The 22,746-nt window shown below is 65.9% G+C and carries 19 protein-coding genes; 5 read left to right on the top strand and 14 right to left on the bottom strand.

What is annotated here, in order from left to right; translation table 11 throughout:
* Window positions 1-7: 7 nt before the first annotated feature.
* The 7 genes from araH to BHE01S_RS00650 form a co-directional block, all read right to left on the bottom strand.
* Window positions 8-1,018, bottom strand: a complete 1,011-nt coding sequence (gene araH, locus BHE01S_RS00680; RefSeq protein ID WP_042259368.1) for an L-arabinose ABC transporter permease AraH — start codon at window positions 1,016-1,018, stop codon at window positions 8-10.
* 82 nt (window positions 1,019-1,100) lie between these two features.
* Entirely contained in the window at window positions 1,101-2,645 is a 1,545-nt protein-coding gene (gene araG / locus BHE01S_RS00675) for an L-arabinose ABC transporter ATP-binding protein AraG (protein ID WP_042259435.1), read from the bottom strand.
* Window positions 2,646-2,700: 55 nt separating this feature from the next.
* Window positions 2,701-3,705: an arabinose ABC transporter substrate-binding protein gene (locus BHE01S_RS00670; protein WP_042259366.1), complete on the bottom strand. Its 1,005-nt coding sequence runs from the start codon at window positions 3,703-3,705 to the stop codon at window positions 2,701-2,703.
* A 93-nt stretch (window positions 3,706-3,798) separates the two neighbouring features.
* Window positions 3,799-4,728 carry a Gfo/Idh/MocA family protein gene (locus BHE01S_RS00665; protein ID WP_042259364.1) on the bottom strand — a complete coding sequence of 310 codons (930 nt, stop codon included), beginning with the start codon at window positions 4,726-4,728 and terminating at the stop codon, window positions 3,799-3,801.
* A gap of 56 nt (window positions 4,729-4,784) precedes the next feature.
* Window positions 4,785-5,714, bottom strand: a complete 930-nt coding sequence (locus tag BHE01S_RS00660) for a dihydrodipicolinate synthase family protein (protein ID WP_042259361.1) — start codon at window positions 5,712-5,714, stop codon at window positions 4,785-4,787.
* Window positions 5,715-5,754: 40 nt separating this feature from the next.
* Entirely contained in the window at window positions 5,755-7,110 is a 1,356-nt protein-coding gene (locus tag BHE01S_RS00655; protein ID WP_042259359.1) for an MFS transporter, read from the bottom strand.
* Between the two features lie 95 nt (window positions 7,111-7,205).
* Window positions 7,206-8,957, bottom strand: a complete 1,752-nt coding sequence (locus BHE01S_RS00650; RefSeq protein ID WP_042259357.1) for an IlvD/Edd family dehydratase — start codon at window positions 8,955-8,957, stop codon at window positions 7,206-7,208.
* 167 nt (window positions 8,958-9,124) lie between these two features.
* Between BHE01S_RS00650 and BHE01S_RS00645 the strand changes: the two genes are divergently transcribed.
* Window positions 9,125-10,108: a LysR substrate-binding domain-containing protein gene (locus BHE01S_RS00645; protein ID WP_042259354.1), complete on the top strand. Its 984-nt coding sequence runs from the start codon at window positions 9,125-9,127 to the stop codon at window positions 10,106-10,108.
* A gap of 34 nt (window positions 10,109-10,142) precedes the next feature.
* Window positions 10,143-11,003, top strand: coding sequence for a class I SAM-dependent methyltransferase (locus tag BHE01S_RS00640; RefSeq protein ID WP_042259352.1), 861 nt, complete (start codon window positions 10,143-10,145; stop codon window positions 11,001-11,003).
* A gap of 42 nt (window positions 11,004-11,045) precedes the next feature.
* Here BHE01S_RS00640 and BHE01S_RS00635 read toward each other — a convergent pair whose 3' ends face one another.
* From BHE01S_RS00635 to BHE01S_RS00605, 7 genes are all read right to left on the bottom strand, one after another.
* Window positions 11,046-11,852 (bottom strand): tetratricopeptide repeat protein, encoded by an 807-nt coding sequence (locus tag BHE01S_RS00635; protein WP_174479480.1) that lies wholly within the window; start codon window positions 11,850-11,852, stop codon window positions 11,046-11,048.
* Window positions 11,853-11,881: 29 nt separating this feature from the next.
* Window positions 11,882-12,808, bottom strand: coding sequence for a non-homologous end joining protein Ku (gene ku, locus BHE01S_RS00630; protein WP_042259348.1), 927 nt, complete (start codon window positions 12,806-12,808; stop codon window positions 11,882-11,884).
* Between the two features lie 75 nt (window positions 12,809-12,883).
* Complete coding sequence (gene ligD / locus BHE01S_RS00625; protein ID WP_042259346.1) at window positions 12,884-15,400, bottom strand: DNA ligase D; 2,517 nt, start codon at window positions 15,398-15,400, stop codon at window positions 12,884-12,886.
* A 237-nt stretch (window positions 15,401-15,637) separates the two neighbouring features.
* Entirely contained in the window at window positions 15,638-16,378 is a 741-nt protein-coding gene (locus BHE01S_RS00620) for a 3-ketoacyl-ACP reductase (protein ID WP_042259344.1), read from the bottom strand.
* Between the two features lie 355 nt (window positions 16,379-16,733).
* The gene (locus BHE01S_RS00615; RefSeq protein WP_042259342.1) at window positions 16,734-16,985 is read right to left on the bottom strand and encodes a hypothetical protein; all 252 of its coding nucleotides are present in this window, start codon (window positions 16,983-16,985) and stop codon (window positions 16,734-16,736) included.
* A gap of 84 nt (window positions 16,986-17,069) precedes the next feature.
* Window positions 17,070-19,025 carry an AI-2E family transporter gene (locus BHE01S_RS00610; protein ID WP_063769065.1) on the bottom strand — a complete coding sequence of 652 codons (1,956 nt, stop codon included), beginning with the start codon at window positions 19,023-19,025 and terminating at the stop codon, window positions 17,070-17,072.
* Between the two features lie 171 nt (window positions 19,026-19,196).
* A complete protein-coding gene (locus BHE01S_RS00605) occupies window positions 19,197-19,847 on the bottom strand; it encodes an MlaC/ttg2D family ABC transporter substrate-binding protein (protein ID WP_042259339.1) in 651 nt (216 codons plus the stop codon).
* Between the two features lie 377 nt (window positions 19,848-20,224).
* Between BHE01S_RS00605 and BHE01S_RS00600 the strand changes: the two genes are divergently transcribed.
* Genes BHE01S_RS00600 through BHE01S_RS00590 form a run of 3 tightly spaced genes read left to right on the top strand, consistent with a single transcriptional unit; the run spans window position 20,225 to window position 22,637 of the window.
* Window positions 20,225-20,602, top strand: a complete 378-nt coding sequence (locus BHE01S_RS00600) for a DUF2306 domain-containing protein (protein ID WP_042259336.1) — start codon at window positions 20,225-20,227, stop codon at window positions 20,600-20,602.
* Window positions 20,599-21,741, top strand: coding sequence for a sensor histidine kinase (locus tag BHE01S_RS00595; protein ID WP_042259334.1), 1,143 nt, complete (start codon window positions 20,599-20,601; stop codon window positions 21,739-21,741). Before BHE01S_RS00600 ends, BHE01S_RS00595 begins: the two co-directional genes overlap by 4 nt.
* The gene (locus tag BHE01S_RS00590; protein WP_084068440.1) at window positions 21,738-22,637 is read left to right on the top strand and encodes a LytR/AlgR family response regulator transcription factor; all 900 of its coding nucleotides are present in this window, start codon (window positions 21,738-21,740) and stop codon (window positions 22,635-22,637) included. Before BHE01S_RS00595 ends, BHE01S_RS00590 begins: the two co-directional genes overlap by 4 nt.
* Window positions 22,638-22,746 lie beyond the last annotated feature (109 nt).

Here is a 22,746-nt window from a genome sequence, read left to right as displayed (position 1 = left end):
ACATGCCTCACACCGCCCGCTTGCTGCGCCGGAACTGGTCGAACAGCACCGCAAGCAGCAGAATGCCGCCGCGAATCAGGTACTGATAGAACGTCGGCACGTTCATGAGGCTCATGGCGTCCTGCACCGCGCCCATGATCAGCACGCCCACCAGCACGCCCGAGATTGTCGCCACGCCGCCCGTGAGCGACACGCCGCCCAGCACGCATGCCGAGATCACGCCGAGTTCGAGACCCACCGAAGTCTTCGGGTCGCCGAGGCTCATGCGCGAGGCCAGCATCACGCCCGCAAAGCCCGTAATGAGCCCCTGCAGCACGAACACCGTGATCTTGATGCGCGTGACCGGCAGGCCGGCAAGGCGCGCCGCTTCGCTATTGCCGCCCACCGCGAGCACGTTCTTGCCGAACACGGTTTTCTTGAGCAGGAAGCCGAACACCACGAAGCCGATGATGTTGCTCCAGATCGGGTACGAGATGCCCAGGAACGAACCGCCGCCCAGATCGAAGAAGCGTTCTTCGGAGATCATCACGGCGTCGCCGTTCGAGGTGAGGAACGCGAGGCCGCGCACGGCCTCCATCATCGCGAGCGTGGCGATCAGCGAGTTGATCTTGAAGCGCGCGATCAGCACGCCGTTCACGAGCCCCACCGCGCCGCCCGCGAGCACGCCGGCCGCAATGCCGAGCATCACGCTATGCGACTGCGTGATGACCGTGGAGGCCACCACGCCCGAAAACGCGACGATCGAAGCGACCGAAAGATCGACCTCGCCGAGCGCGAGCACGAACATCATCGTGACGGCGATCGAGCCGATCAGCGTGACGGAGAGCAGCAGACCCTGAATGTTGCGGGTCGTGAGGAAGTCGGGCACCGTTGCGGATAGCACCGCGAACAGCACCACGAACACCACCACGATGCCCGATTTGTTGATCATGTCCCACGCCCGCGCGCGCTGGGGGGTAACCGGCGCGGCGGCTTCGTTGACGGTAGGCGTGCCCTGTGGCTGCATGGCTTCACTCATTTCAGTTCATCGTTTCGGATCGGTCGCGGGCGCCGCTTGACGCCGTTTTCGGACGCGACCGGCAAGGCAAAATAAACAGGCTTCAGCGCGGCAGCGCCATCTTGATCAGTTCGTCGGGCGAGGCTTCGGCCTTCGGCAGGCTGCCGGCAATCCGGCCTTCGCGCATGACGATGATGCGGTCCGACACGCCGATCACTTCGGCCAGGTCGCTCGACACCATGATGACGGTCTTGCCCGCTTCCGCAAGCTCGTACAGCAGGTTGTAGATCTCGGCGCGCGCGCCCACGTCGATACCGCGCGTGGGCTCGTCCATCAGGAACACCTCGATGCGCTCGGCGAGCCAGCGCGAAAGAATCACCTTCTGCTGGTTGCCGCCCGACAGCGTGCCGATGGCCGTGTCGCCGTTGCGCGTCTTGATCGCGAGTTTCCTGATGTAGTCCTGCGCGAGATCGCGCTCGCGCCGCGCGTCGAGCAGGAAGCGTGCGGGGCTGAAGTGACGGCGCGCGCTGATGTTGAGGTTGTCGGCCACCGAGGCGATCGCGACGATGCCTTCCTGCTTGCGGTCCTCGGGGCATAGCGCGAGGCCCGCGCGCACGGCGTCGCGCGGGCTTGCGAAATTGACGCGCTGGCCGTCGAGCTCGACGTGACCCGCGCTCGCGCGCGTCGCGCCGTAAATCAGCTTCATGAGTTCCGAGCGACCCGCGCCCACGAGCCCGAAGAAGCCGACGATCTCGCCGCGCCGCGCCGTGAACGACACCGGCTCGACGAGGCCGGGGCCCAGCAGGCCCTTCGCTTCGAGCAGCACGTCACCGGCTGGGCGCGAACGATAGCCGTACACGTCCTCGATCGAGCGGCCCACCATCGCCGCGATCAGGCGATTGCGATCGAGATCGGCCACCGAATCGAACGTCTCGATGCGCTTGCCGTCGCGGAACACCGTCACGCGGTCGCAGAGCTCATAGACTTCGTCCATGCGGTGGGTGACGTAGATGATCGCGCGGCCATCCGCACGCAGCGCGTTGATGATGCGAAACAGGTTCTCCGTTTCGCGCGCCGAGAGCGAGCTGGTCGGTTCGTCGAAGGCGATCACGCGCGCGTCGCGCATGAGCGCCTTGCCGATTTCGATCATCTGACGCTGGCCGATGGAGAGATGCTTCACCGGCGTGCGCGGATCGATGCGCTCGCCAAGCCGCCTGAGTTCATCCATCGCGCGCTTGACGAGCGTGCCTTCGTCGAGCACGCCGAGGCGGTTGGGCAACTGCCCGAGCATCAGGTTTTCCGCCACCGTCAGCTCGGGCACGAGATGCAGTTCCTGATAGATGATCGCGATACCCGCTTCGAGCGCCGCCTTCGTGGTCGTGAAGCGGTGCTCCACGCCATTCAGCTTGAGCGTGCCTTCCTGCGGCTGGTTCACGCCTGAGAGCACCTTCAGCAGCGTGGATTTACCCGCGCCGTTCTCGCCCATCAAGCCGTGCACTTCGCCGGCACGCACTTCCAGCGCCACGCGATCGAGCGCGCGCACGCCCGGGAAGCTCACGGTCATGCCGTCGAGCTCCAGATACGCGCGATTCCCCTGTTGAGCGCCCTTCACCGCGTTCGCGTTCGCTTGCACGTTCGCGTCAGTCATGGTTTCAGTCATTGCATCCCTGCCCTTTGCTTCGCCTCAGTCTTCTACGCAGTCCTTAGATACCCAGCTCGGCGCGCACGGCCGTCCAGTTGTCGCGCGTCATCAGCTTGCCGGTGGTCTGCGTGTCGGCGGCGGGCTGCTTGCCGTCGCGGATCCAGTCGACGAGGTTCTCGGCGCTTTCCTTGCCGTGGTTCGTCGAGCTCACGGCGATCGTGCCGTAGAAGCCCGTAGGCTGCTTCTTCTGGAACTCGGCAAACGCTTCGCCTGCACCGTTGATGCCCACGCCGATCACGTCGGCCGAAGGAATGTGCAGCTGTTCGGTCGCGCGCACGGCGCCCAGCACGCTTTCCTCGTTGAGCGCGAACACCACCCACTTCTTGATGTTCGGATGCTGGGCGAGCACCGGCGACGCCGCATTGAAGCCGCCTTCGTCGTCGGTGGTCTTTTGCGGGGCGTCGAAGATGTTTTCCTTCTTGAAGCCGCCCGCCAGCAGCGATTGCGTCGCGCCGTCCGTGCGCAGCTTCGCCGTGGGCAGCTCATAGTCGGTAATGCGCAGCGCGCCCACTTCTTCGGGCTTCCAGCCGCGGCGCTTCATTTCGTCGGTGATCGCCTGGCCAACCTGATTGCCGATCTTGAGCGCCGACATGCCAAGGTGCGGCACGTTGGCGAGCGGCTTGCCCGACGAGTCGACGAGCTGGTCGTCCACCGTGACGAACTTCATGTTGTAGCGCTTGGCGCGCGCCTGGATTGCCGGCCCGAGACGCACGTCCGGCGCGCAGATCACGAAGCCTTGTGCGCCTTGCGCGCCGAGGTTGTCGATGGCGGCGAGCACCTTCTCGCCGTCCGGCGTGCCGATGTTCACCACCGAGAAGTTCTCCTTCTGGCCGAGCGCAGTGGCGGCCTTCTGCTCGTTGATGAACCATGCCTGTTCCGGCATCTTCACGAGAAAGCCGATCTTCACGGGCGAGTCGGCGTGCGCCGCCACGTTCATGCCGAGCGGGGCGATGCACATCGCCGCGAAGGCGGCACGAAGGGTCAAACGGCGGATCTTGCTGGTCATGCTCCTGTCTCCTCAGGTGTGGTGTACTACGTGTGTAATGCGTCTGTGTAATGCGCGTGTAATGCTAGAAAGAAGCGCTTGAAACAAGCGTCTTCAGTTGCCGAACGCCTCGACTTCGACGTGCCTGCCGAGCAGAAACGCGTCCGCCACGAGGCGCAGCGGGCGCACGTCCACGTCGTCGGTGCCGTGTGCGATCAACCAGTGAAAGCGCTCATAGAGCGCCGCATATTCCCGTTCCGCATCGAGCGCGACCGGCTCGCCCGCTATCGCGAGGCGCTTGCCGCCTTCGGCGATCGAGAGCAGGCCGTCCGTGGTTTCCACATCGATTTCCCATTGCTCGACCGGCCCGTGGCGCCAGTCGAACTCGGCGCGCACGGGCACGCCATCGGTGTCGATGCAGTCGAGTTGCGCCGCGATCGGCGTTGCGCAGTCGGCCGGCACATGCAGCGTCGCGCCCTGCAGCAGCACTTCGCGCGGCAGGATGCGCGTGACGATGGAAAGCGCGTTGATGCCCGGATCGAACACGCCGAGGCCGCCAGGCTCCCAGATCCACTGCTGACCCGGGTGCCAGCGGCGCACGTCTTCCTTCCAGCGCACGTGCACGGCGCGGATCGTGCGCTCGGCGAGCCACGCGCGCGCGGGCTCGACGGCGCTCGCGCAGCGCGAATGCCACGTGGTGAACAGCGTGCGCCCGCGCTGTTGCGCGAGTTCACGCAGCGCCTCGACTTCGCTCACGCTCGCGCCAGGCGGCTTTTCGAGCATGACGTGCTTGCCCGCTTCCAGTGCGGCGCGCGCCTGCGCGTAGCGCACCTGCGGCGGCGCGCACAGCGAGACGGCGTCGAGATCGGACTCGGCCGCCAGCAGCGCACCGATGTCCTTGTAGTTGCGCACGTTCTCAACCTGCGCGTTGCGGCTCGCGCTCGCGACGAGTTCGAAGCCCGGATTGCCCGCAATGGCGGGCAGATGCTGGTCGCGCGCGATCTTGCCGACGCCGACAATACCCAACGTATAGGACGCTTTCATGACGTATCTCCGCCCCTTCTTTTCAGGGAGATTTTTTATTCTGCATGACGAATGATTTATTTACCCCAGCGCAGCACGAGCGGATCGAGGCGGCGCGCAATATCGATCAGCTCGGCGCGCGTCGCGGGATGCATCGCGGGCAGCGGGTGGCGCGGCAGTTCGCACTCGATCACGCCTCCTTCCTTCATCAGCGACTTGCAGGCGAGCAGGCCGGCCTGGCGGTTTTCGTGATTGATGAGCGGCAGCCACTTCTGGTAAAGGGCAAATGCGTCGTCGGCGCGGCCTTCGCGGTGGGCTTCGATAATCGGCCGAATGCCGTCCGGGAATCCGCCGCCCGTCATCGAGCCGGTCGCACCGGCGTTCAGGTCGGCGAGCAAGGTGATGGCTTCTTCGCCGTCCCACGGGCCTTCGACGGCCTCCCCCGCCAGCTTGATCAGCTCGCGCAGCTTGTTCGCCGCGCCCGGCGTTTCGATCTTGAAGTACGAGACCTGTTCGATCTCCCGGGCCATGCGCGCGAGGAACGCGGCGGAAAGCGCCGTGCCGCTCGCGGGCGCGTCCTGAATCATGACCGGAATGTCGATCGCGTCGGACACGCGCGCGTAGAAGTCGTAAATCTGCTGCTCGGGCACACGGAAGGTCGCGCCGTGATACGGCGGCATGAGCATCACCATCGCCGCGCCCTGCTCCTGCGCGCGCCTGCTGCGTGCGGCGGCAACCGGCGTGCCGTAGTGCGTGGTCGTCACGATCACGGGCACGCGGCCCGCCACGTGCTCGAGCACGGTGCGCGTGATGCGTTCGCGCTCGTCGTCGGAGAGCGAGAACTGCTCCGAGAAGTTCGCGAGAATGCACAGGCCGTCCGAGCCCGCGTCGATCATGAAATCGACGGCGCGCTTCTGGCTTGCCAGATCCAGTTCGCCCGTTTCGGTGAACGTGGTCGGCACGACGGGGAAAATGCCCCGGTAGCGGGGCGTACGGCTCGTAGTCATGTCTTCAGTCCTGCTTGAGAAAGGGTGTCAGGCCGCGCCATCACGATTCGCTCGCCAGTTCTCCCGTGCCGCGGCGAGGCGTGCGCAGCACCGCGCGCACGGCGAACGTCACGAGCACCGCGAACACCAGCGTGGCCGCGAGAAAGTAAAGCCCGGCCGCCAGGCTGCCCGTCGCGTCCTTGATGAGCCCGATGCCATAGGGGCCGAGATAGCCGCCGAGATTCGCGAGCGAGTTGATCGTCGCGATCCCCACGGCCGCGCTCGCGCCGGTGAGGAACTCGCCGGGCAGCGCCCAGACCACGGCCTGAATCGAGTAGATCGAAAATGCGGTCAGGCAGATGAACAGCAGTTGCAGCGCCGGCGCGTGGAACCACGCGCTCGCGGCCATCGTCAGCGCCGCGACGCCCGAGACCACGACGATGTGGCCGTAGCGTTCGCGATGCTTGTCCGAATGGCGCGGCACGATCAGCAGGCCCGCTACCGCGAACAGATACGGCACCGCGGAAAGCAGGCCCGCCGTGGAATCGGTCACGCCGAACGCCTTGATAATGGTAGGCAACCAGAGCGACAAACCATAGATGCACAGCGGAAACGGCAGGAACAGCAGCGCAAGCAGCAGCACGCGGCGATCCTTGAGCGCGCCAAACGGGTTGCGATGCGTGTCGAGCCGGTAGGCGCGCCGGTCGGCGGCGAGTTCGCGCTCGATCCAGCGGCGCCCGGCGCCGTCGAGCCAGCGCGCGTGCGCGGGCGACTCGGGCAACAGACGCAGGGTGGGGATGCACAGCAGCACGGCGGGCAGGCCGCTCACGACGAAGAGCGTCTGCCAGTTCGACATGCCGAAAAAGCCCTGCGTTTCGAGCAGCGCGCCCGCAATCGGCCCGGTGACGATGCCGGCGACGGGCTGCGCGAGCACCAGCAGGCCGATCACGCGCGCGCGGTGGCGCATGGGAAACCACTGCGTGAGGAAATACAGAATGCCGGGATAGAGACCGGCCTCCGCCGCGCCCAGCAAAAAGCGCAGCGCATAGAAGCTCTTCGGGCCGCTCACGAGCGCCATCAGCATCGTGATCACGCCCCACGTGAAGAGAATGCGTGCGAACCACACGCGCGCGCCGAAGCGCGCGAGCGCGAGATTGCTCGGCACTTCGCAGAGAAAATAACCGATGAAGAAGAGGCCGGCGCCCAGACCGTAGGCGGCATCGGACAGGCCCACGGCCGCGTTCATGTGCAGCTTCGCGAAGCCGACCACGGTGCGATCGACGTATGCCACCACATAGATCAGCGCGAGAAAAGGCAGAAGCCGGCGCGCGATATGGCCGACGATGCGCTGTTCCTCGCTGCTGGCGCTTGCCAGTGCAGCGGGGCTTTCGTGTTGCAGCACCTGCGGGTTCGTCATCGTGTCTCCAACCTCGTTCTTTCTCTAGACCGGTCTGCCCTTCGTCTCTGCCGCGCTCAGGGCGCCGGCGCGCCCCGACTCGTTGCATCAAACGCTCAATGCGAATGCCGCGGCACTTCCGCCCCGCGCTTGCCCACGAGGAAGTCGAGGTCGCAACCCTCGTCGGCCTGCAGCACGTGATCGACATAAAGGCGCGCATAGCCGCCCTTGCCGAGTTGCTCCGCCACGCCGGGCGCGGCCGCCGGATCGACGTCGCTCAGACGGCGCGCGAGCTCCTCGTCGCTGATGTCCAGATGCAGGCGGCCCGATTCGCAGTCCAGCTCGATCCAGTCGCCGTTGCGCACGGCCGCGAGCGGGCCGCCCGCCGCCGCTTCGGGCGCCACGTGCAGGACCACCGTGCCGTAAGCCGTGCCGCTCATGCGCGCATCCGAAATGCGCACCATGTCCTTCACGCCCTGGCGCAGCAGCTTGGGCGGCAGGCCCATGTTGCCGACCTCGGCCATGCCGGGGTAGCCGCGCGGACCGCAGTTCTTCATCACGAGAATGGAGTCGCGGTCGACGTCGAGCGATTCATCGCCGATCGTCGCCTTGTAGTGGTCGAAGTTTTCGAACACCACGGCGCGGCCACGATGCCTGAGCAGCTCGGGGGTGGCCGCCGACGGCTTGAGCACGGCGCCGCGCGGCGCGAGATTGCCGCGCAGGATACAGATGCCGCCGTCCGCGATCAATGGGTTGTCGAGTTGACGAATCACTTCGTCGTTGTAGCTGGGCGCCTCGCGCACGTTGTCCCAGATCGACTTGCCGTTGACCGTGAGCGCGTCGGGATGCGGCAGCAGATTCGCTTCGCCGAGCCGGCGCAGCACCGCCGGCAGACCGCCCGCGTAATAGAACTCTTCCATCAGGAAGCGGCCCGAAGGCTGCAGATCGACGATGGTCGGCGTGTTGCGGCCAATGCGCTGCCAGTCTTCCAGTTCGAGATCGACACCGATGCGCCCGGCGATCGCCTTCAGGTGAATCACGGCGTTGGTCGAGCCGCCGATGGCGGCGTTGGTGCGAATGGCGTTCTCGAACGCTTCGCGTGTGAGGACTTTCGAAAGCTTCAGGTCTTCCAGCGCCATCTGCACGATGCGGATGCCCGACATGTGCGCGAGCACGTAGCGGCGCGAATCGACGGCGGGAATCGCGGCGTTGTGCGGCAGCGAAACGCCGAGCGATTCGGCCATGCAGGCCATCGTCGAGGCGGTGCCCATGGTGTTGCAGGTGCCCGCCGAGCGCGACATGCCCGCTTCTGCCGAAAGGAACTGGTGCAAGTCGATCTCGCCCGCCTTCAGCTCTTCGTGCAGCCGCCAGACCACCGTGCCGGAGCCGATGTCCTTGCCTTCATGCTTGCCGTTGAGCATCGGGCCGCCGGTCACGACGATGGCGGGCACGTCCACGCTCGCCGCGCCCATCAGCAGCGCGGGCGTGGTCTTGTCGCAGCCGCACAGCAGCACGACGGCGTCGATGGGGTTGCCGCGAATCGCCTCTTCCACGTCCATGGAGGCGAGATTGCGCGTGAGCATGGCCGAGGGGCGCAGGTTCGACTCGCCGTTCGAGAACACCGGGAACTCGACCGGAAAGCCGCCCGCCTCATAAATGCCGCGCTTCACGTGCTCCGCGAGCTTGCGGAAATGCGCATTGCAGGGCGTGAGTTCCGACCAGGTGTTGCAGATGCCGATGATCGGGCGACCATCGAATTCGTGATCGGGAATGCCCTGGTTCTTCATCCAGCTTCGGTACATGAAGCCGTTCTTGTCCGTGGTGCCGAACCACTGTTGGGAGCGCAGTTTGGGTTGGGTATCCGACATCGTGTTCGTCTTGTGGAGCGGGTAATTCGCCGATTGCTTCGAGCGATGGATTCGGCACAGTCTAGGGAGAAGTCTGATAACCTTCTAATGAAATAATGGACGCTTCCGATATCGAAATCGGCATTGGTATAAACACCTAATACTATTTGGGAAAACAGGCGAAAGACATGCTCGATACGAGCCCCTGGTACGTGCGCACGCGGCTGAAAACGCGGCAGTTGCTTCTCGTCGTGGCGCTGGCGGAGGAAGGCAACATTCACCGCGCGGCGGCGGCGCTGAACATGACGCAGCCCGCCGCCTCGAAGCTCCTGCGCGAGCTCGAGGACATGCTCGGCGCGGTGCTGTTCGAGCGCATGCCGCGCGGCATGCGGCCCACGCTGTATGGCGACGCGCTGATCCGCCACGCGCGCGCCGTGCTCGGCAGCCTCGACCAGGCGCAAGAGGAATTGAGCGCACTGAAGGCCGGGCGTCTTGGCCACGTGGCGGTGGGCGCGATCACCTCGCCGGGTGTGCGCGTGCTGCCGGCGGCCGTTGCGGCGGTCAAGCGCACGCATGCGAACCTGCGCGTCTCCGTGGAAATCGACGCCAGCAACGTGCTGCTCGAACACCTGGCGCAGGACAAGCTCGACGTGGTGCTGGGCCGTCTTTCCGCCGAGCACGACAAGCTCCAGCTGCGTTACGAGCCGCTCGCGGGCGAGCCCGTGTGCGCCGTGGTCCGGCCGGGGCATCCCATGCTTGTGGCGGCGCAGGACAAAGCCCGACCGATTGCGCTCGCGGACATCGCGCGTGCCACCTGGGTCGTGCCGCCGGTCGGCAGCGTGCTGCGCCACCGCTTCGAGCTGATGTTCCAGCGCGCGAGCCTCGCGCCCCCGTCGAACGTGGTCGAGACACCCGCGCTGCTCTTCATCACGCGCGTGCTGGAGCAAAGCGACATGATCGCCGTGCTCACCGAGGACGTGGCGCGCTACTACGCGGCGCACGGCATGGTCGCGATCCTGCCGGTGCCGATGGATTGCCAGATGGACGACTTCGGCATCATCACGCGTGCGGACGGGCTCCTTACGCCCGCGGCGAGCGTGATGATCGAGGCGTTGCGGCAGGTGAGCGCCGACATCTACGGAACGCACGGCCGCGAGCCAGGCGGGCGATAATCGTGCGGCGAAACCCGCGCGAGAGGACCGAACCATGCCCGCCAGCCATACCGCCGCTCCCGACAGCACTGCCATCCGCGTCGCGCTGTGGCGCGCGCTGCACGTCCAGGTCGACGATGCGCCCCACGTGCTCGAAGACGAAACCGGCATGCAGATCGCCGCGCCGGAGTCGAACTGGCGCGAGCGGCCCGATATGCACCCTGAAGGGACGCGCGGCTATCGTGCCTCGATCGTCGGGCGCGCGCGCTTTGTCGAAGACCTCGTGGCCGAACAGACTGCAACAGGGCTCGCACGGCAGTACGCGATTCTCGGCGCGGGACTCGACACGTTCGCGCAGCGCCGCCCCGAAATCGCCTCGCGCCTGCACGTGTACGAGGTGGACAAGCCAGGCGCGCAGGCATGGAAGCGTCAGCGGCTCATGGCGCTGGGGTTTCGCGAGCCGGCGTGGCTGCGCTTCGTTCCGGTGGATTTCGAAGCCGGCGAGACGTGGTGGGAACGGCTCGCCGCGGCCGGGTTCGATGCCGCGGGCCCCGCGGTGATCGCCTCGACGGGCGTTTCCATGTATCTCACGCGCGAAGCCAACCTCGCGACGCTGCGGCAGATCGCGCAGCTCGCGCCGGGCTCGACGCTCGTCATGACCTTCCTCTTGCCGCTCGAACTCATCGACGAGCCCGAGCGCTCGCAGCATGCCGCCGTGTATGCACGCGCGAAGGCGGCGGGTACGCCGTTCGTGAGCTTTTTTGCGCCCGGCGAGATGCTTGCGCTGGCGCGCGAGGCCGGTTTGCGCGAGGCGCGCCATGTCTCGACCGCGGATCTCACCGCGCGTTATTTCGCAGACCGTAGCGATGGGTTAAGGCCTGCGAGCGGAGAGTCGATTCTTGTGGCGACGGTTTGACGTGGCCAACTGAGACGGCCAGCTTGCCGCCTTCTGCACGGTTCAGGTCGTCAGCCGTCGATACGCGCTCAAATGGCGGACGAGGCCCTGCGGGTCGCCCCGTTTTTCGAGCAGCATCGCCAGATTGTGGTGGGCGTCCGCGTATGTCGGGTCGAGTTCGAGACAGCGTGTATAGCTTCGCTCAGCGTCTTCGAAGCGCCCCAGCTCCTCGAACGCAATCGCGCGATTGAAGTGCAGCACGGCGTCGTTGGGGAAGTGCGCCAACGCCTCGTCGAATACATGCAGCGCGTCTTCGCACCGGGATTCGAGCTCACACAGCAGCGCGCCCAGGTCGACGAAGGCAGCATAAAAAGGTTGCGGCGATAACGCGATGGCCTTCCTGTACGCCCGTTCGGCGCCGCTCGCATCGGACGCTCTCAACTGCTCGCCGAGGTCGTACCACTCGTGCGCCTGATGCGCCAGATTCTTCTGCGCGGGCGCCGAGTCGAGAAACACGACATCGCCCTTGATTTGCGCAACTTCGAAATCGAGCAGGAACTGACCGGTGGCGGCATCCCATTGCGAAGGGCCGGTCCGCACCGCCACGTCGTTACCGACTGCCGATACGCGAATGCCCGTGAGCGGCAACGCATCGGGTAACTCGTCTCTGAGCCGCGTGAGCGCCATGATGATCTTGCGCGGCGCAATGCGCGCATCGCGCAGCCGCAACGCCGTACGCAGCAGCACGACGTCCTGGAACGTGAAGCGGTAGGCGTTTCGCGGCCCCCGTGACGGCTTCACGAATCCTGCCGCAATGAGACCGGATACCACCCTCCGCGTAACGCCCAGCATGGCCTGCAGTTCGCGCATCGAGATCTCGCGCGCGGCGGCTTGTGGCGTCACTTGCGTGCCCGGACCTTTGCAGGCGCCTCAGCGGGCGCCCTGGTCGCACGCGCCGGCGGCTTGCGCGTTTTGGGCGCGACAGGAAGCTCGGTAACCGGCTCCGCGCTCTTGCTGCGTTTGGGCGCCGCAGCGGCTTTCGCTTTCGCGCCCCCCTTCAAACTCGCGCGCAAGGCATCCATCAGGTCGATAACCTGTCCGCCGCCGGCCCGTTCTTCGTCGGCCTCGTGAACGACGACCTGCTTGCCGGCGATCTTTTCGTCGATGGCTGCGAGGATGCGCTTCTTCTCTTCGTCTTCGTACGCAGTCGGGTCGTAATTGTCTTCGGCGCCCTGCTCGATAATCTGCAACGCGAGTTTCATCTCGGTATCGGATACGTCGACACGTTCGACATGCAGGTCGGCCAGCGAGCGAACCTCGTCGGCGTAAAGCAATTGCTGAAAGACGAGCCCGTCTTCCTCGGGGCGCACCTGCACGATCCGCGTCCGTCCTTTCGACGCCCATTTCGCCAATGCGCAACGGCCGCTCTCTACGAGCGCCTGCTGCAACAGGCTGTACGGCTTGCCGCCTCGCTTGTCGGGCGCAATGTAGTAGGCCTTGTCGTAGAAGACCGGGTTAATCGCCTCTTCCGGGATGAAAGCCATGATTTCGACGACATGGCTCGCAGCGTCTTCCAGGGCTTTTAGCTCGTCGCTCGTGAAGACCACGAAACGGTCCTTTTCGAATTCGTAGCCCTTGTTCATGCTCGAGCGCTCGACAACATCGCCCGTCTTCTCGGAGACGTATTGCTGCTTCACGCGCGAGCCGTCGGGCGCCAGCATGTGAAACCGGACGTCGGACGAACTCTCAGTGGCGGTGTAGAGCTTCACCGGTATCGAAACGAGCCCGAAGGACAGCGTCAGGGAAGCGATTGAGCGGGCGGGCATGGACGTCTCCTCGCGGATTGGCATGTTCGGCTGTCGCTTACGCAAAGCGCGTGCCGCCGCCGACCAGCGGTGGTTTCATTTTAGGAGCTTTATCGCCGATGCCAACGATTGCGCCCCCGTCCAGTAATCCGCCCACGGGTCCTGCTGCTGGAAGCTGAGGTACTCGCGGGCCGTTTGGACCGTCCACTGCGCCCCGCCCTTGAGGTCCTTGAGCTGCTCCCAGGAGAGCGGCATCGAGACGCCCATTCCGGGTCGCGCCCGCGCGGAAAATGCCGCGGCGGTGGTCTGCGCCTTGCCGTTGCGCAGGTAGTCGACATAGACCTTTCCGACCCGGTTCGAAGCGCCGGCGGTCGCCGAGAAGCGCACGGGAATCGTCTTCGCCAGATGCCGAACGAATGCCTGCGAGAATGCCTTGACCGGATCGTAGCCCAGCCGCGGGGCCAGCGGCACGACGACGTGCAACCCCTTTGCGCCGCTCGTCTTCAGCCAGGCTCGCAGGCCCAGTTCCGACAACAACGTCTGCACCAGCAGCGCCGCTTCCTGAACGCGTCCCCATTTCACGCCTTCGCCCGGGTCAAGATCGAAGATGACCCTGTCGGGCTTGTCGAGCCGTCGCACGGTCGAATTCCATGTGTGAAACTCGACGGTGTTCATCTGTGCCGCCGACAGCAGCGCGTCGACCGTATCGACGGTCAGCAGAGGCGGATGATCCGGCCAGAGACTGCGGTCGTGTGTCGTCAATCCAGGCATGCCTGTTCTGTCAGCATGCTTCTGGAAGAACAGGGCTTCGGCGATACCCGCAGGCGCGCGGACCATCGTAATGGGCCGGGCCAGCAGGTGCGGCAGCATCCGCTCCGCAATACTCGCGTAGTAGCGGACCAGGTCTGCCTTCGTGATCCCGGCCGACGGGTCGACGACGCGTTCCGGATGCGTGATTTTCAGCTTCGGCTGCGGCTCCGGGGCCTGCGTCCTGGCGCCCTCCCTGATGACGCCCGTAGCTGGCTTGTCGATTCGCAGACCCCGGAAGGAGGCTTGCCGGATGACACCATCCGCGGTCCAGTCCGCGAATTCGACCTCGGCGACGAGTTCAGGGCGAACCCACCGCTCGCTGCCGGCCGAGCGCCGGGGCCAGCGGCGCGGCCTCGCGACAGCGACGTCGAACGGTGCCGCATCCGTTTCGAGCGGCGCCAGCCGCGCCCACAGGTCCCGCGCGGCCCTGGCGTCCCAGCCGGTGCCGACGCTTCCGGCGTCGTGAAGCTTGCCGTCTGCGTAATAACCAAGCAGCAGGCTGCCGACCTCGCCGTCTTTGCCGCCTCGGCCCGTGAATCCGCAGATGACCAGTTCCTGCCGGAATCGGGACTTCGCCTTGAGCCACGTCTGGGTCCGCCCCGATTCATAGGGCGCGTCGCGGCGCTTGAGCATGAGGCCCTCAAGCCCCAGGCCCGAGGCGGCCTCGAACAGTTGCGCAGGGGGCGCCTCAAAGTCCTGGCTGAACCGGATGGGCTCGCCGGCATGTGCAAGAAGCTGCGCGAGAAGCCTGCGCCTCGACCACAGCGGCACCTTCCTGAGGTCTTTCCCGTTGAGGTAGACCAGGTCGAACAGGAAGTAGACGATGTCCCGATTCGCGTTGCCGTCTATCGCATCTTGCAGTGCAGCGAAATTGGGAATGCCGTTCTTGAGGACGGTGATTTCGCCATCCAGCCACGCACTGCTGAGCGCAAGCGCTTCGACCTCTGCAGCGAGCGCGGGAAACTTCGCGGTCCAATCCTGGCCGCCTCGTGTGATGAGCCGCACCCGGCCTTTGGCGACGCGAGACAGCATGCGGTAGCCGTCGAGCTTGGCTTCGGCTATCCAGTCACCACTCGCAGGAAGCGCAGGCGCCAGGGTCGCGAGCTGGGGCTCGAGCCTGGCAGGCAACGGCGCAGAAACCGCCGCGCGAAGGTCTATCTCCGGCGACCCGCTGCTCGCAGGCTTCGCTGCCCTCGGCGCACGTTCCTCGATGAGCCCGAGCGGCCTTGCGGTCACGCTGTCGGGAAGCGCCTTGATGACATCGTAATCGGCAAGCGGCTGCGCCCACGCATCGCGCTTCTTGAACAACATCCATGGGTCTTGTCTGCCGCCGGTCCTGGAGATGCGAACCAGTTCCCAGAGTCCGGCAAGCTTTTCGCCGTGGAGCCGGAAGACGAGCTTGCCGGCAGTCATCCCCTCACGCGGATCGCCGACGGGTTCCCAGGTGCCGCGATCCCAGACAATCACGTCTCCGGCGCCGTATTGTTTTGCCGGAATCGTGCCTTCAAAGCCCGCGTAGTCGACAGGATGGTCCTCCACGTGAATGGCCATCCGTTTTTCCTTCGGGTCGTAACACGGGCCTTTGGGTACGGCCCACGACAGCAGCACCCCGTCGAGTTCGAGCCTGAAGTCGTAATGCAGCCGGCTCGCCCAGTGCTTCTGCACAACAAAGCCCAGAGGTCCATTTTCAGCGGGCGGACCGGCCGACGACGGCGCCGGTTCAGGCGTGACATGGAAGTCCCGCTTGTTTCGATAGCGGGAAAGCGGCGGCGACGGCGGATTGCGGTCACGGGTTGAGGCCATGACGATAGTCTAGAAAGAACTGCCGCCTGGTGCGGCGCAAATGGAACGCGTGGCGTGAACGCTCGCGCCCACCCTTCAACCGGGCGAACCGAAGCATTCCTGTTGCATATCGCCATCCAGCCAGACCCAAGGCAAACCCATCGCCCCGGAATACAAAGCGGGAGCCGGCATTGCGCCGCTCCCGCCAGATCACTTCGTTATACTCACAAGCCCCGCGCAAGGAAGCCGCGGCCACGCTCAGCTCATGTGCAGACCGCCATTGAGCGAGAAGTCCGCGCCGGTCGAGAAGCCCGCTTCGTCGGATGCGAGCCACGCCACGATCGAGGCGATTTCCGCCGGTTCGCCAAGCCGCCGCACCGGAATGCTGTCGACGATCTTCGAGAGGACTTCGGGCTTCACCGCTTTCACCATGTCCGTGCCGATATAGCCGGGCGAAACGGTGTTGACCGTGATGCCCTTGGTCGCCACTTCCTGCGCGAGCGCCATTGTGAAGCCGTGAATGCCGGCCTTGGCCGTCGAGTAATTCGTCTGACCGAACTGGCCTTTCTGCCCGTTCACCGACGAGATGTTGATCACCCGCCCCCAGCCGCGCTCGATCATGCCGTCGATCACCTGCTTCGTGACGTTGAAGAGGCTCGTGAGGTTGGTGTCGATCACCGCGACCCAGTCTTCGTGCGTCATCTTGCGGAACACGACGTCGCGCGTGATGCCGGCGTTGTTGACCAGAATGTCGATTTCGCCGACGTCCTTCTTCACCTTCTCGAACGCAGCGGCCGTGGAGTCCCAGTCGGCCACGTTGCCTTCGGAGGCGACGAACTCGTAGCCAAGCGCCTTCTGCTCGTCGAGCCAGCGCGCCTTGCGCTGCGAGTTCGGGCCACAGCCCGCGATCACCGTGTAGCCATCCTTGTGCAGACGCTGGCAGATGGCCGTTCCGATGCCGCCCATGCCGCCGGTCACGTAGGCAATACGCTTTGCCATAGATCCTCCTTTTGCTTTAGGGGGTAGGTGAGTTGGGAAAGACTCTGGAGGATGGAGTCAGTTTGACGAGCGCCACCGAGCCGGGCGATGGGGAAATACCCGTACAGGAAAACGCCTGCCGCAATCCTTCCGTCAGACAGCGTGTGCCGGCCTGCGCACGATGCCGCCGGAGACCCGAATCAGCGTAGCAGCGTCCTTTGGGGGACACAAGGCGATCACGCCCTCGGACGTGGGCAAAGGCACATAATTACCTGGCATGCCTCAGTAAACGCACGCGCAAAAAATGTGTCTTGCATAACGACACGGCCCGGCTCCATCCGGGGGCCGGGCCGCAAGCAGGTTCACTGCAAAGACATCAAAGACCGGCGGCAAGGCGCTCGTCGCCATCCCTCCCGGGCAAACCCGTCGTGTATTCGAGCCGCCCCACCGCCTCGAGCAGCGAGCGGCCGGCAATCGTGAGCGAAAGCCGGCGGCGGTCTTGCGTCCATTGCTCGAGCGCAACCAGCTGACGCTCGAGCAGCGTGTCCAGTTCCTCGCGGTTCATGTCGATCTGGTCCGGCGAATGGCGGACCAGCATCAGCGTGGCGAATTCTTTCGGGCTCAGCAACGTCGTCTCCTAGTAACTTTCATGCCGCAACCAGGGGCACAGGGCCGCATATATTCGAGCCTCAATGTGACAAGCGCGTGACTGTCACAATTTCGCACCTGCACGATATTGATCCTGCATATCCGGCGTTGCCACCCTCTTTTCGGGCAGCGGCGGGTGTGCCGGCACGAGCGCCGCGCCGCATTCCTCCACGAGGTTGCGCAGCGAGGTCGGAAAGAGCGTGCCGGGGTCGTCGGCAATGCCCGCGCCGTCGTCGCGCAGGCCCGCGCCGATGCCCACCACGATGGTCGCGTCGGGCGCGCGCTCGCGCAGCCGCCGCACGAGATTGCGCAGATACGGCGCCGACTCGGGCGCATCGAGCGACACCACGCAGATGGCCGGCGAGCGCTCGTCGATCATGGCCCCGCGCGTGGCGCGCACTTCATCGTACGTGGTGGCCGTGCAGGGGATGTTGCGCCGCATGAGCAACTGGCCGACGATCGCCACCGCCACGTCGTCGAACGCGCCGCGTCCGGGCACGCAGAGCACCTCGCCCGCGTCCGGCGAGAGGGTAAACTCGATCACCTTTGCGCCTTCGTCCGCGCCCTCGGCGGCCTTCCTCGCACTCTCCTCTTCGGGTGCGGCGTGACGCGAATCGTCCACGGATTCGAGATCCTCGACGATATCGAGCAGCGCCTGGTTGATGCGCGCGACCTGCTCGCCGGGCAGCACGCCGCGCAAGGCGTCGTTGCGCGCAAAGCGCAGGCCCTCGAACACCACCTGCTCGTAGTAGTCGATGAGCGGCATGCCCGTGAGCAGCCGGTCCGCCTGCAGCAGCGCTTCGTGGGGATCGTCGGCGAGCAGGCGCTGGTAGCAGGTTTGCGCGGGCGTGAGAGCGGGCTGGTCGCCGAGCAGGATCGTGAGGAAGTTCAGCCGGTCCACGTAGCGGCCCAGGGTGACGATGCACAGCGTGAGCGGCGTGGAAAGCACGAGCCCCACGGGACCCCACAGCCAGCTCCAGAAGATCGCCGCCACCACCACGGCAAGCGGCGAGAGGCCCGAGCGCTTGCCATAGACCATCGGCTCGGCGAATTGCCCGGCCACCACGTCCACGACGATGAAGAAGATCAGCGTCGTCACGCCCATGGTCCATTGCGGCTGCGTAGCCGCAGCGACGATCGTCGCCATGATCGCCGCGATCCAGATGCCGATGTACGGCACGAAGCGCATGAGCGCCGCCACCGCGCCGAACAGCAGCGCGCCCGGCACGCCGATGCCCGCCAGCCCCAGCGCGATCACTCCGCCCACCGTGACATTCACGCCGACTTGAGCGATGAAGTAGCGCGAGAGCCGCTGCGAGGCGTCGTTGATGGCGGTCGTGGTGCGGTGCAGGTCGTCGGAGCCGAACACGCTGATGAGCCGGTCGCGCAGGTCCTCGCGCTGGAACAGGATGAAGATGGTCACCACGAGCACGATGAAGGTCGTCTCGAGCGGCGCGATAGCCGGGGCAAGCGCCTTTTGCGCCAGGGTGAGCGGCGTGGGCGCGGGCGTATGGATCTCCACGGGCATCGGCTGCTGCGGCTGGTTGCGCGCCGCGCGCCCGCGCGGCTGCGGCGGCGCCGGCGGCGGCGTGGGCGTCACGCGCTGCAGCGCGGTGGCGGCCCGCGACATGAGCGAATCGGCGCGGCCCACGGTTTTTTCCTGCACGGTTTGCACTTTCTGCTCGATCTCTTCCTGATACTGCGGCAGGGAGGCGGACAGCTGATAGACCTGCGCCGCGATCAGCGCGCCCACACCGGCAAGGGCGAGCACGGTGGAAAGCACCGCAACGAGAATGGCGAGGAACTGCGGCAAATGAAAGCGCCGCAGCGTGGTCACGAGCGGCGCCAGCAGAAAGCTCAGCAGCACCGAGAGCGTAATGGGGATCAGCACCGCGCGCCCGAAGTACAGGCCGCACACCACGACCACGCCTGTAATGACGGAGGCGAGGCTGTGCAGCGTAGGCGGGCTTGGCGGAAACACCCGGTTGCGTCGGCCCTGCGGCGGCAGCGGGAAATTCATGTCGGATCGGATCGGCAAAAAAAGGGAACATCGGGGCCGCGCCGGCTCGGGCAAGCGCACGGCCCATCTATGCGCATAAGGCGCGCCTCGAAATGGTACAGCGCCCACGCGCGCGGGGCCCGGCCGTCCAGATTTTCGCAGGTCGCGGGAGGCAGACGCAAAAATCGCGCGTCACTGCGTCTGCGTCTTGCCCGAGACGAGCTCCTGGTTACGCGCGGTGAGGAACTGGATGAGCCCATCCACGCCGCCCTGCTGGATCTTCTCGTTGAACTGCTGGCGATAGGTCTGGATCAGCCACGCGCCGAGCACGTTCAGGTCGTAAAGGCGCCAGCCTTGCGGCGTCTTGTACAGACGGTAATCGATTTCAACCGGATTGCTGCTGGTCTGCGCTAGCGTGCGCACGACGACGTCGGTATCGCCCGGCGAGCTGCGCATGGGGAGATAGTCGATCTTCTGGTCAGGCTTCAGTTGCGCGATGGCGCCCGAGTAGAGATGGATCAGCAGCAGCTGGAACTGCTGCTCGACCTGCGCTTGCTGCTCGGGCGTGGTGCTACGCCAGTGAGGCCCCATGGCGAGGCGCGTGGTGCGGCGAAAATCGACGTACGGGAGAATGTCGCGGTTGACGATATCCTGGATGCGCGCGATGTCGTCCGGCGCGATCGCCTTCGTGCGGACTTCGTCGAGCACCTGCTGCGTGGCGGTCTTGATGAGCGCCTGCGGGTCCGACTGGTCCACCTGGACCGATTGAGCCAACGCCGCCGTAGCGGGCAGGAACAACAGACACCACGCAACGAGCGCGGTCATGCGGAATAACCTGGTCATCGATATCTCTGGGCAATGGCGGGAAGGGCGAGCCGGCGCGAATTCGACGGGCCGGCGACGCCGGCATCACGGCGCGTGAGCGCCCGAAGCCGGGCGTTTCGTGCACGCGAGCCAGTGCTCAGTCTAGCGGGTCAGGCGCACTCAGGTCGGATCGCTGTGCGCCTCGCAGGTGCGGACCGGATTGTGATGAGGCTGCTGCGAAGCAAGACACATACCATGCCATGGCACTCCGCGCGGTCCGCCTGTCGGCCGTTCGCGCCACCCAGGCTCCATTCGCGCCCGTTTCTCCACGCTTCGTCGCATCCCCTTCGCCCGCCCGGCCCCCGCTCGCCACACTGCAGACATCGCCCCCGCTCGACCTGCCAAGGAGAGCCAGCATGCCTGCCATCATTGCTGCGCACGTCGTCGCCGCAACACTTTCTGTCATACTCGGAACCGCCGTCATGCTGGCCGAAAAGGGCAGCGCGCGGCACAAGTGGCTCGGCCGCCTCTGGACGCTGACGATGTTCGCCGCCGCGCTCAGTTCGTTCGACATCCGCGAGTTGCATCCGGGCCATCTGTCCTGGGTGCACGGTCTGTCGCTGCTGACGTTCGCAAGCGTCGGGCGCGCCATCTGGGCGATCCGCCACGGCAACGTCCGCGGCCATCGCCTCGCCATGCGCGGTTCATTCTTCAGTCTCGTCGCTGCCGGTCTCGCCGCCGTTGCGACGCCACACAGGCTGCTCAACCTCATCGTCACAAGCTGGTTTGCATGATTCCTGGCACGCACGTCGAGTTTCCGAATGCCGCCGCCCGCCTGCCCGCGCCGGCCGCCAATGTCCTGCTCGCAGGGTTCGCGCGCGAGGCCGTGATCGTCGTGATCGGCAACGCGCTGATTGCAGTCGCGCTCACTGCCGCGGGCTTTCACGAGCGATTTATCGACAACCTCGTCTTCAGCCAGGCGATCGGGCTTTCCATCATGCTGCTGCTCGACGTCGGCCGTTTTTTTGTGCAACGCCACAATGCGCTCACTGGCCCGCGGCTCGCCCTGACGATGGTGCTCGCGATCGTGCTCGGCGCGGCGCTCGGACGCGGCATTGCGAGCGTGGTGCTCGGCATCGGCCTGCGCCACGCGTTCGCGACGAAGGATCTCGCGCTCACCGGCTGGATCGCGCTCACCGCCACGCTGCTCGTCACCTGGTATGGCTGGTCGCGCACGCGCATTGCCGAGCTGAGCGAACAGGTCGCACGCACGGCATGGCAGAAGGAAGCCGCCGAGCGCACGGCGCTCAGCGCCCGCCTGCGGGCGCTGCAGGCACAGATCGAGCCGCACTTTCTCTTCAACACGCTGGCCACGCTCGACAGCCTGATCGCGTCCGACCCGCCGCGTGCGCGCGAGCTGCTCGCGAGCCTCAACCGCTTCCTGCGCGCGACGCTGGAGGCCGCGCGCGCGCAAAGCGAAACGCTCGAGGTGCAGTTCAAGGTGCTCGATTCGATGCTCGCCGTGCACGCCATGCGCATCGGCCCGCGCCTCGCCTACGCGCTCGACCTGCCGCGCGATTGCGCCGACCTCGCGGTGCCGCCCATGCTGTTGCAGCCGCTCGTGGAAAACGCGCTCAAGCATGGCATTCAGGGCGCGGTAGAGGGCGGCCGAATCGACGTCGGCGCGCGGCGCGCCGGCGAGCATGTCGAGCTGAGCGTGACCGACACGGGCCCGGGCTTCGGCGCGACGCCGGGCACCCAGGGCGCGGGCGTCGGGCTCGTCAACGTGCGCGAGCGGCTTGCGGCGCTCTATGGGGAGCAAGCATCGCTCACGCTGATCGAAAACGTTCCGCATGGCCTCGTGGCGCGCGTGCGGCTGCCGTTGCGTAACGCGGTGGACGCACGTGCAGGCGTGCAGGAGTCCAGATCATGAGACGCCACACGCCTGCCGATACGGCGCAACACGGCGACGCCTCGCTGCGCTCGCCCGACGCCCCGACCGCGCTGATCGCCGAGGACGAGCCGCTGATCGCCGCCGCGCTTACGCGCGAACTCGCTGCCGTGTGGCCGCAATTGCACATCGTGGCGACGGCCGGCAACGGCCACGAAGCCATCGAGCGCATCGGCGCGCTGGCGCCCGATGTCGCGTTCCTCGACATCGCCATGCCCGGCGCGACCGGCCTCGATGTCGCGCGCGCCTGCGCGAATCTCGCCGCGCCGCCGCAGATCGTGTTCGTGACCGCCTACGACGCCTACGCGCTCGAAGCCTTCGAGGCCGCCGCCATCGACTATCTGCTCAAACCCGTGGAACCCCCCCGGCTCGCCCGCACGGTGGAGCGCCTGCGCGCACGGCTCGCGCGGTCGGCGGCGAACGACGCCGGGCCGCCGCAAATGCAGGCAGAGCTGCAGCGCGTGCTGCGCCAGCTGGAAACGATCACCCAGGACGTTCGCGAAGCGCGTGCCGGTGCGCGTGCGGGCAATGCGGATAGCGCACCGCGCGCCGCGCCGCTGCGATATCTGCGCGCGTCCAGCGGCAACGACATCCGCATGGTGCCGGTGGAAGATGTGTTGTACTTCGAAGCCGCCGACAAATATGTCGTGGTCACGACGCGCAGCGGCGAACTGCTGATCCGCACGAGCCTGCGGGAGCTATGCGCGCAACTGGACCCGGCGCGCTTCTGGCAGGTTCACCGCGGTACGGTGGTCAACGTGGACCAGGTGGAATGCGCCTCGGTCAGCGCGATCGGGAAGATGACGTTGAGGCTGCGCGGGCACGCTGGCGCGCTCGACGTGAGCCGCCAGTACGCGCACCTGTTCAAGCAGATGTGACGCGCGCCGCAGGCAGGAAATCGCGAATCTGCCGCGAACGCCGGTCGTGCGGCAGCGGCAACCCGCCGCCCGAGGCCTCGCGCGAATCGCGCATTTCACTGAGCAACAG

Origin of the sequence: Paraburkholderia heleia NBRC 101817, assembly GCF_000739775.1 — a bacterium.
GTDB classification, from domain to species: domain Bacteria; phylum Pseudomonadota; class Gammaproteobacteria; order Burkholderiales; family Burkholderiaceae; genus Paraburkholderia; species Paraburkholderia heleia.
The sequence above is the reverse complement of the archived record's forward strand: the minus strand, read 5'-3'. Positions and strand labels throughout refer to the sequence as shown.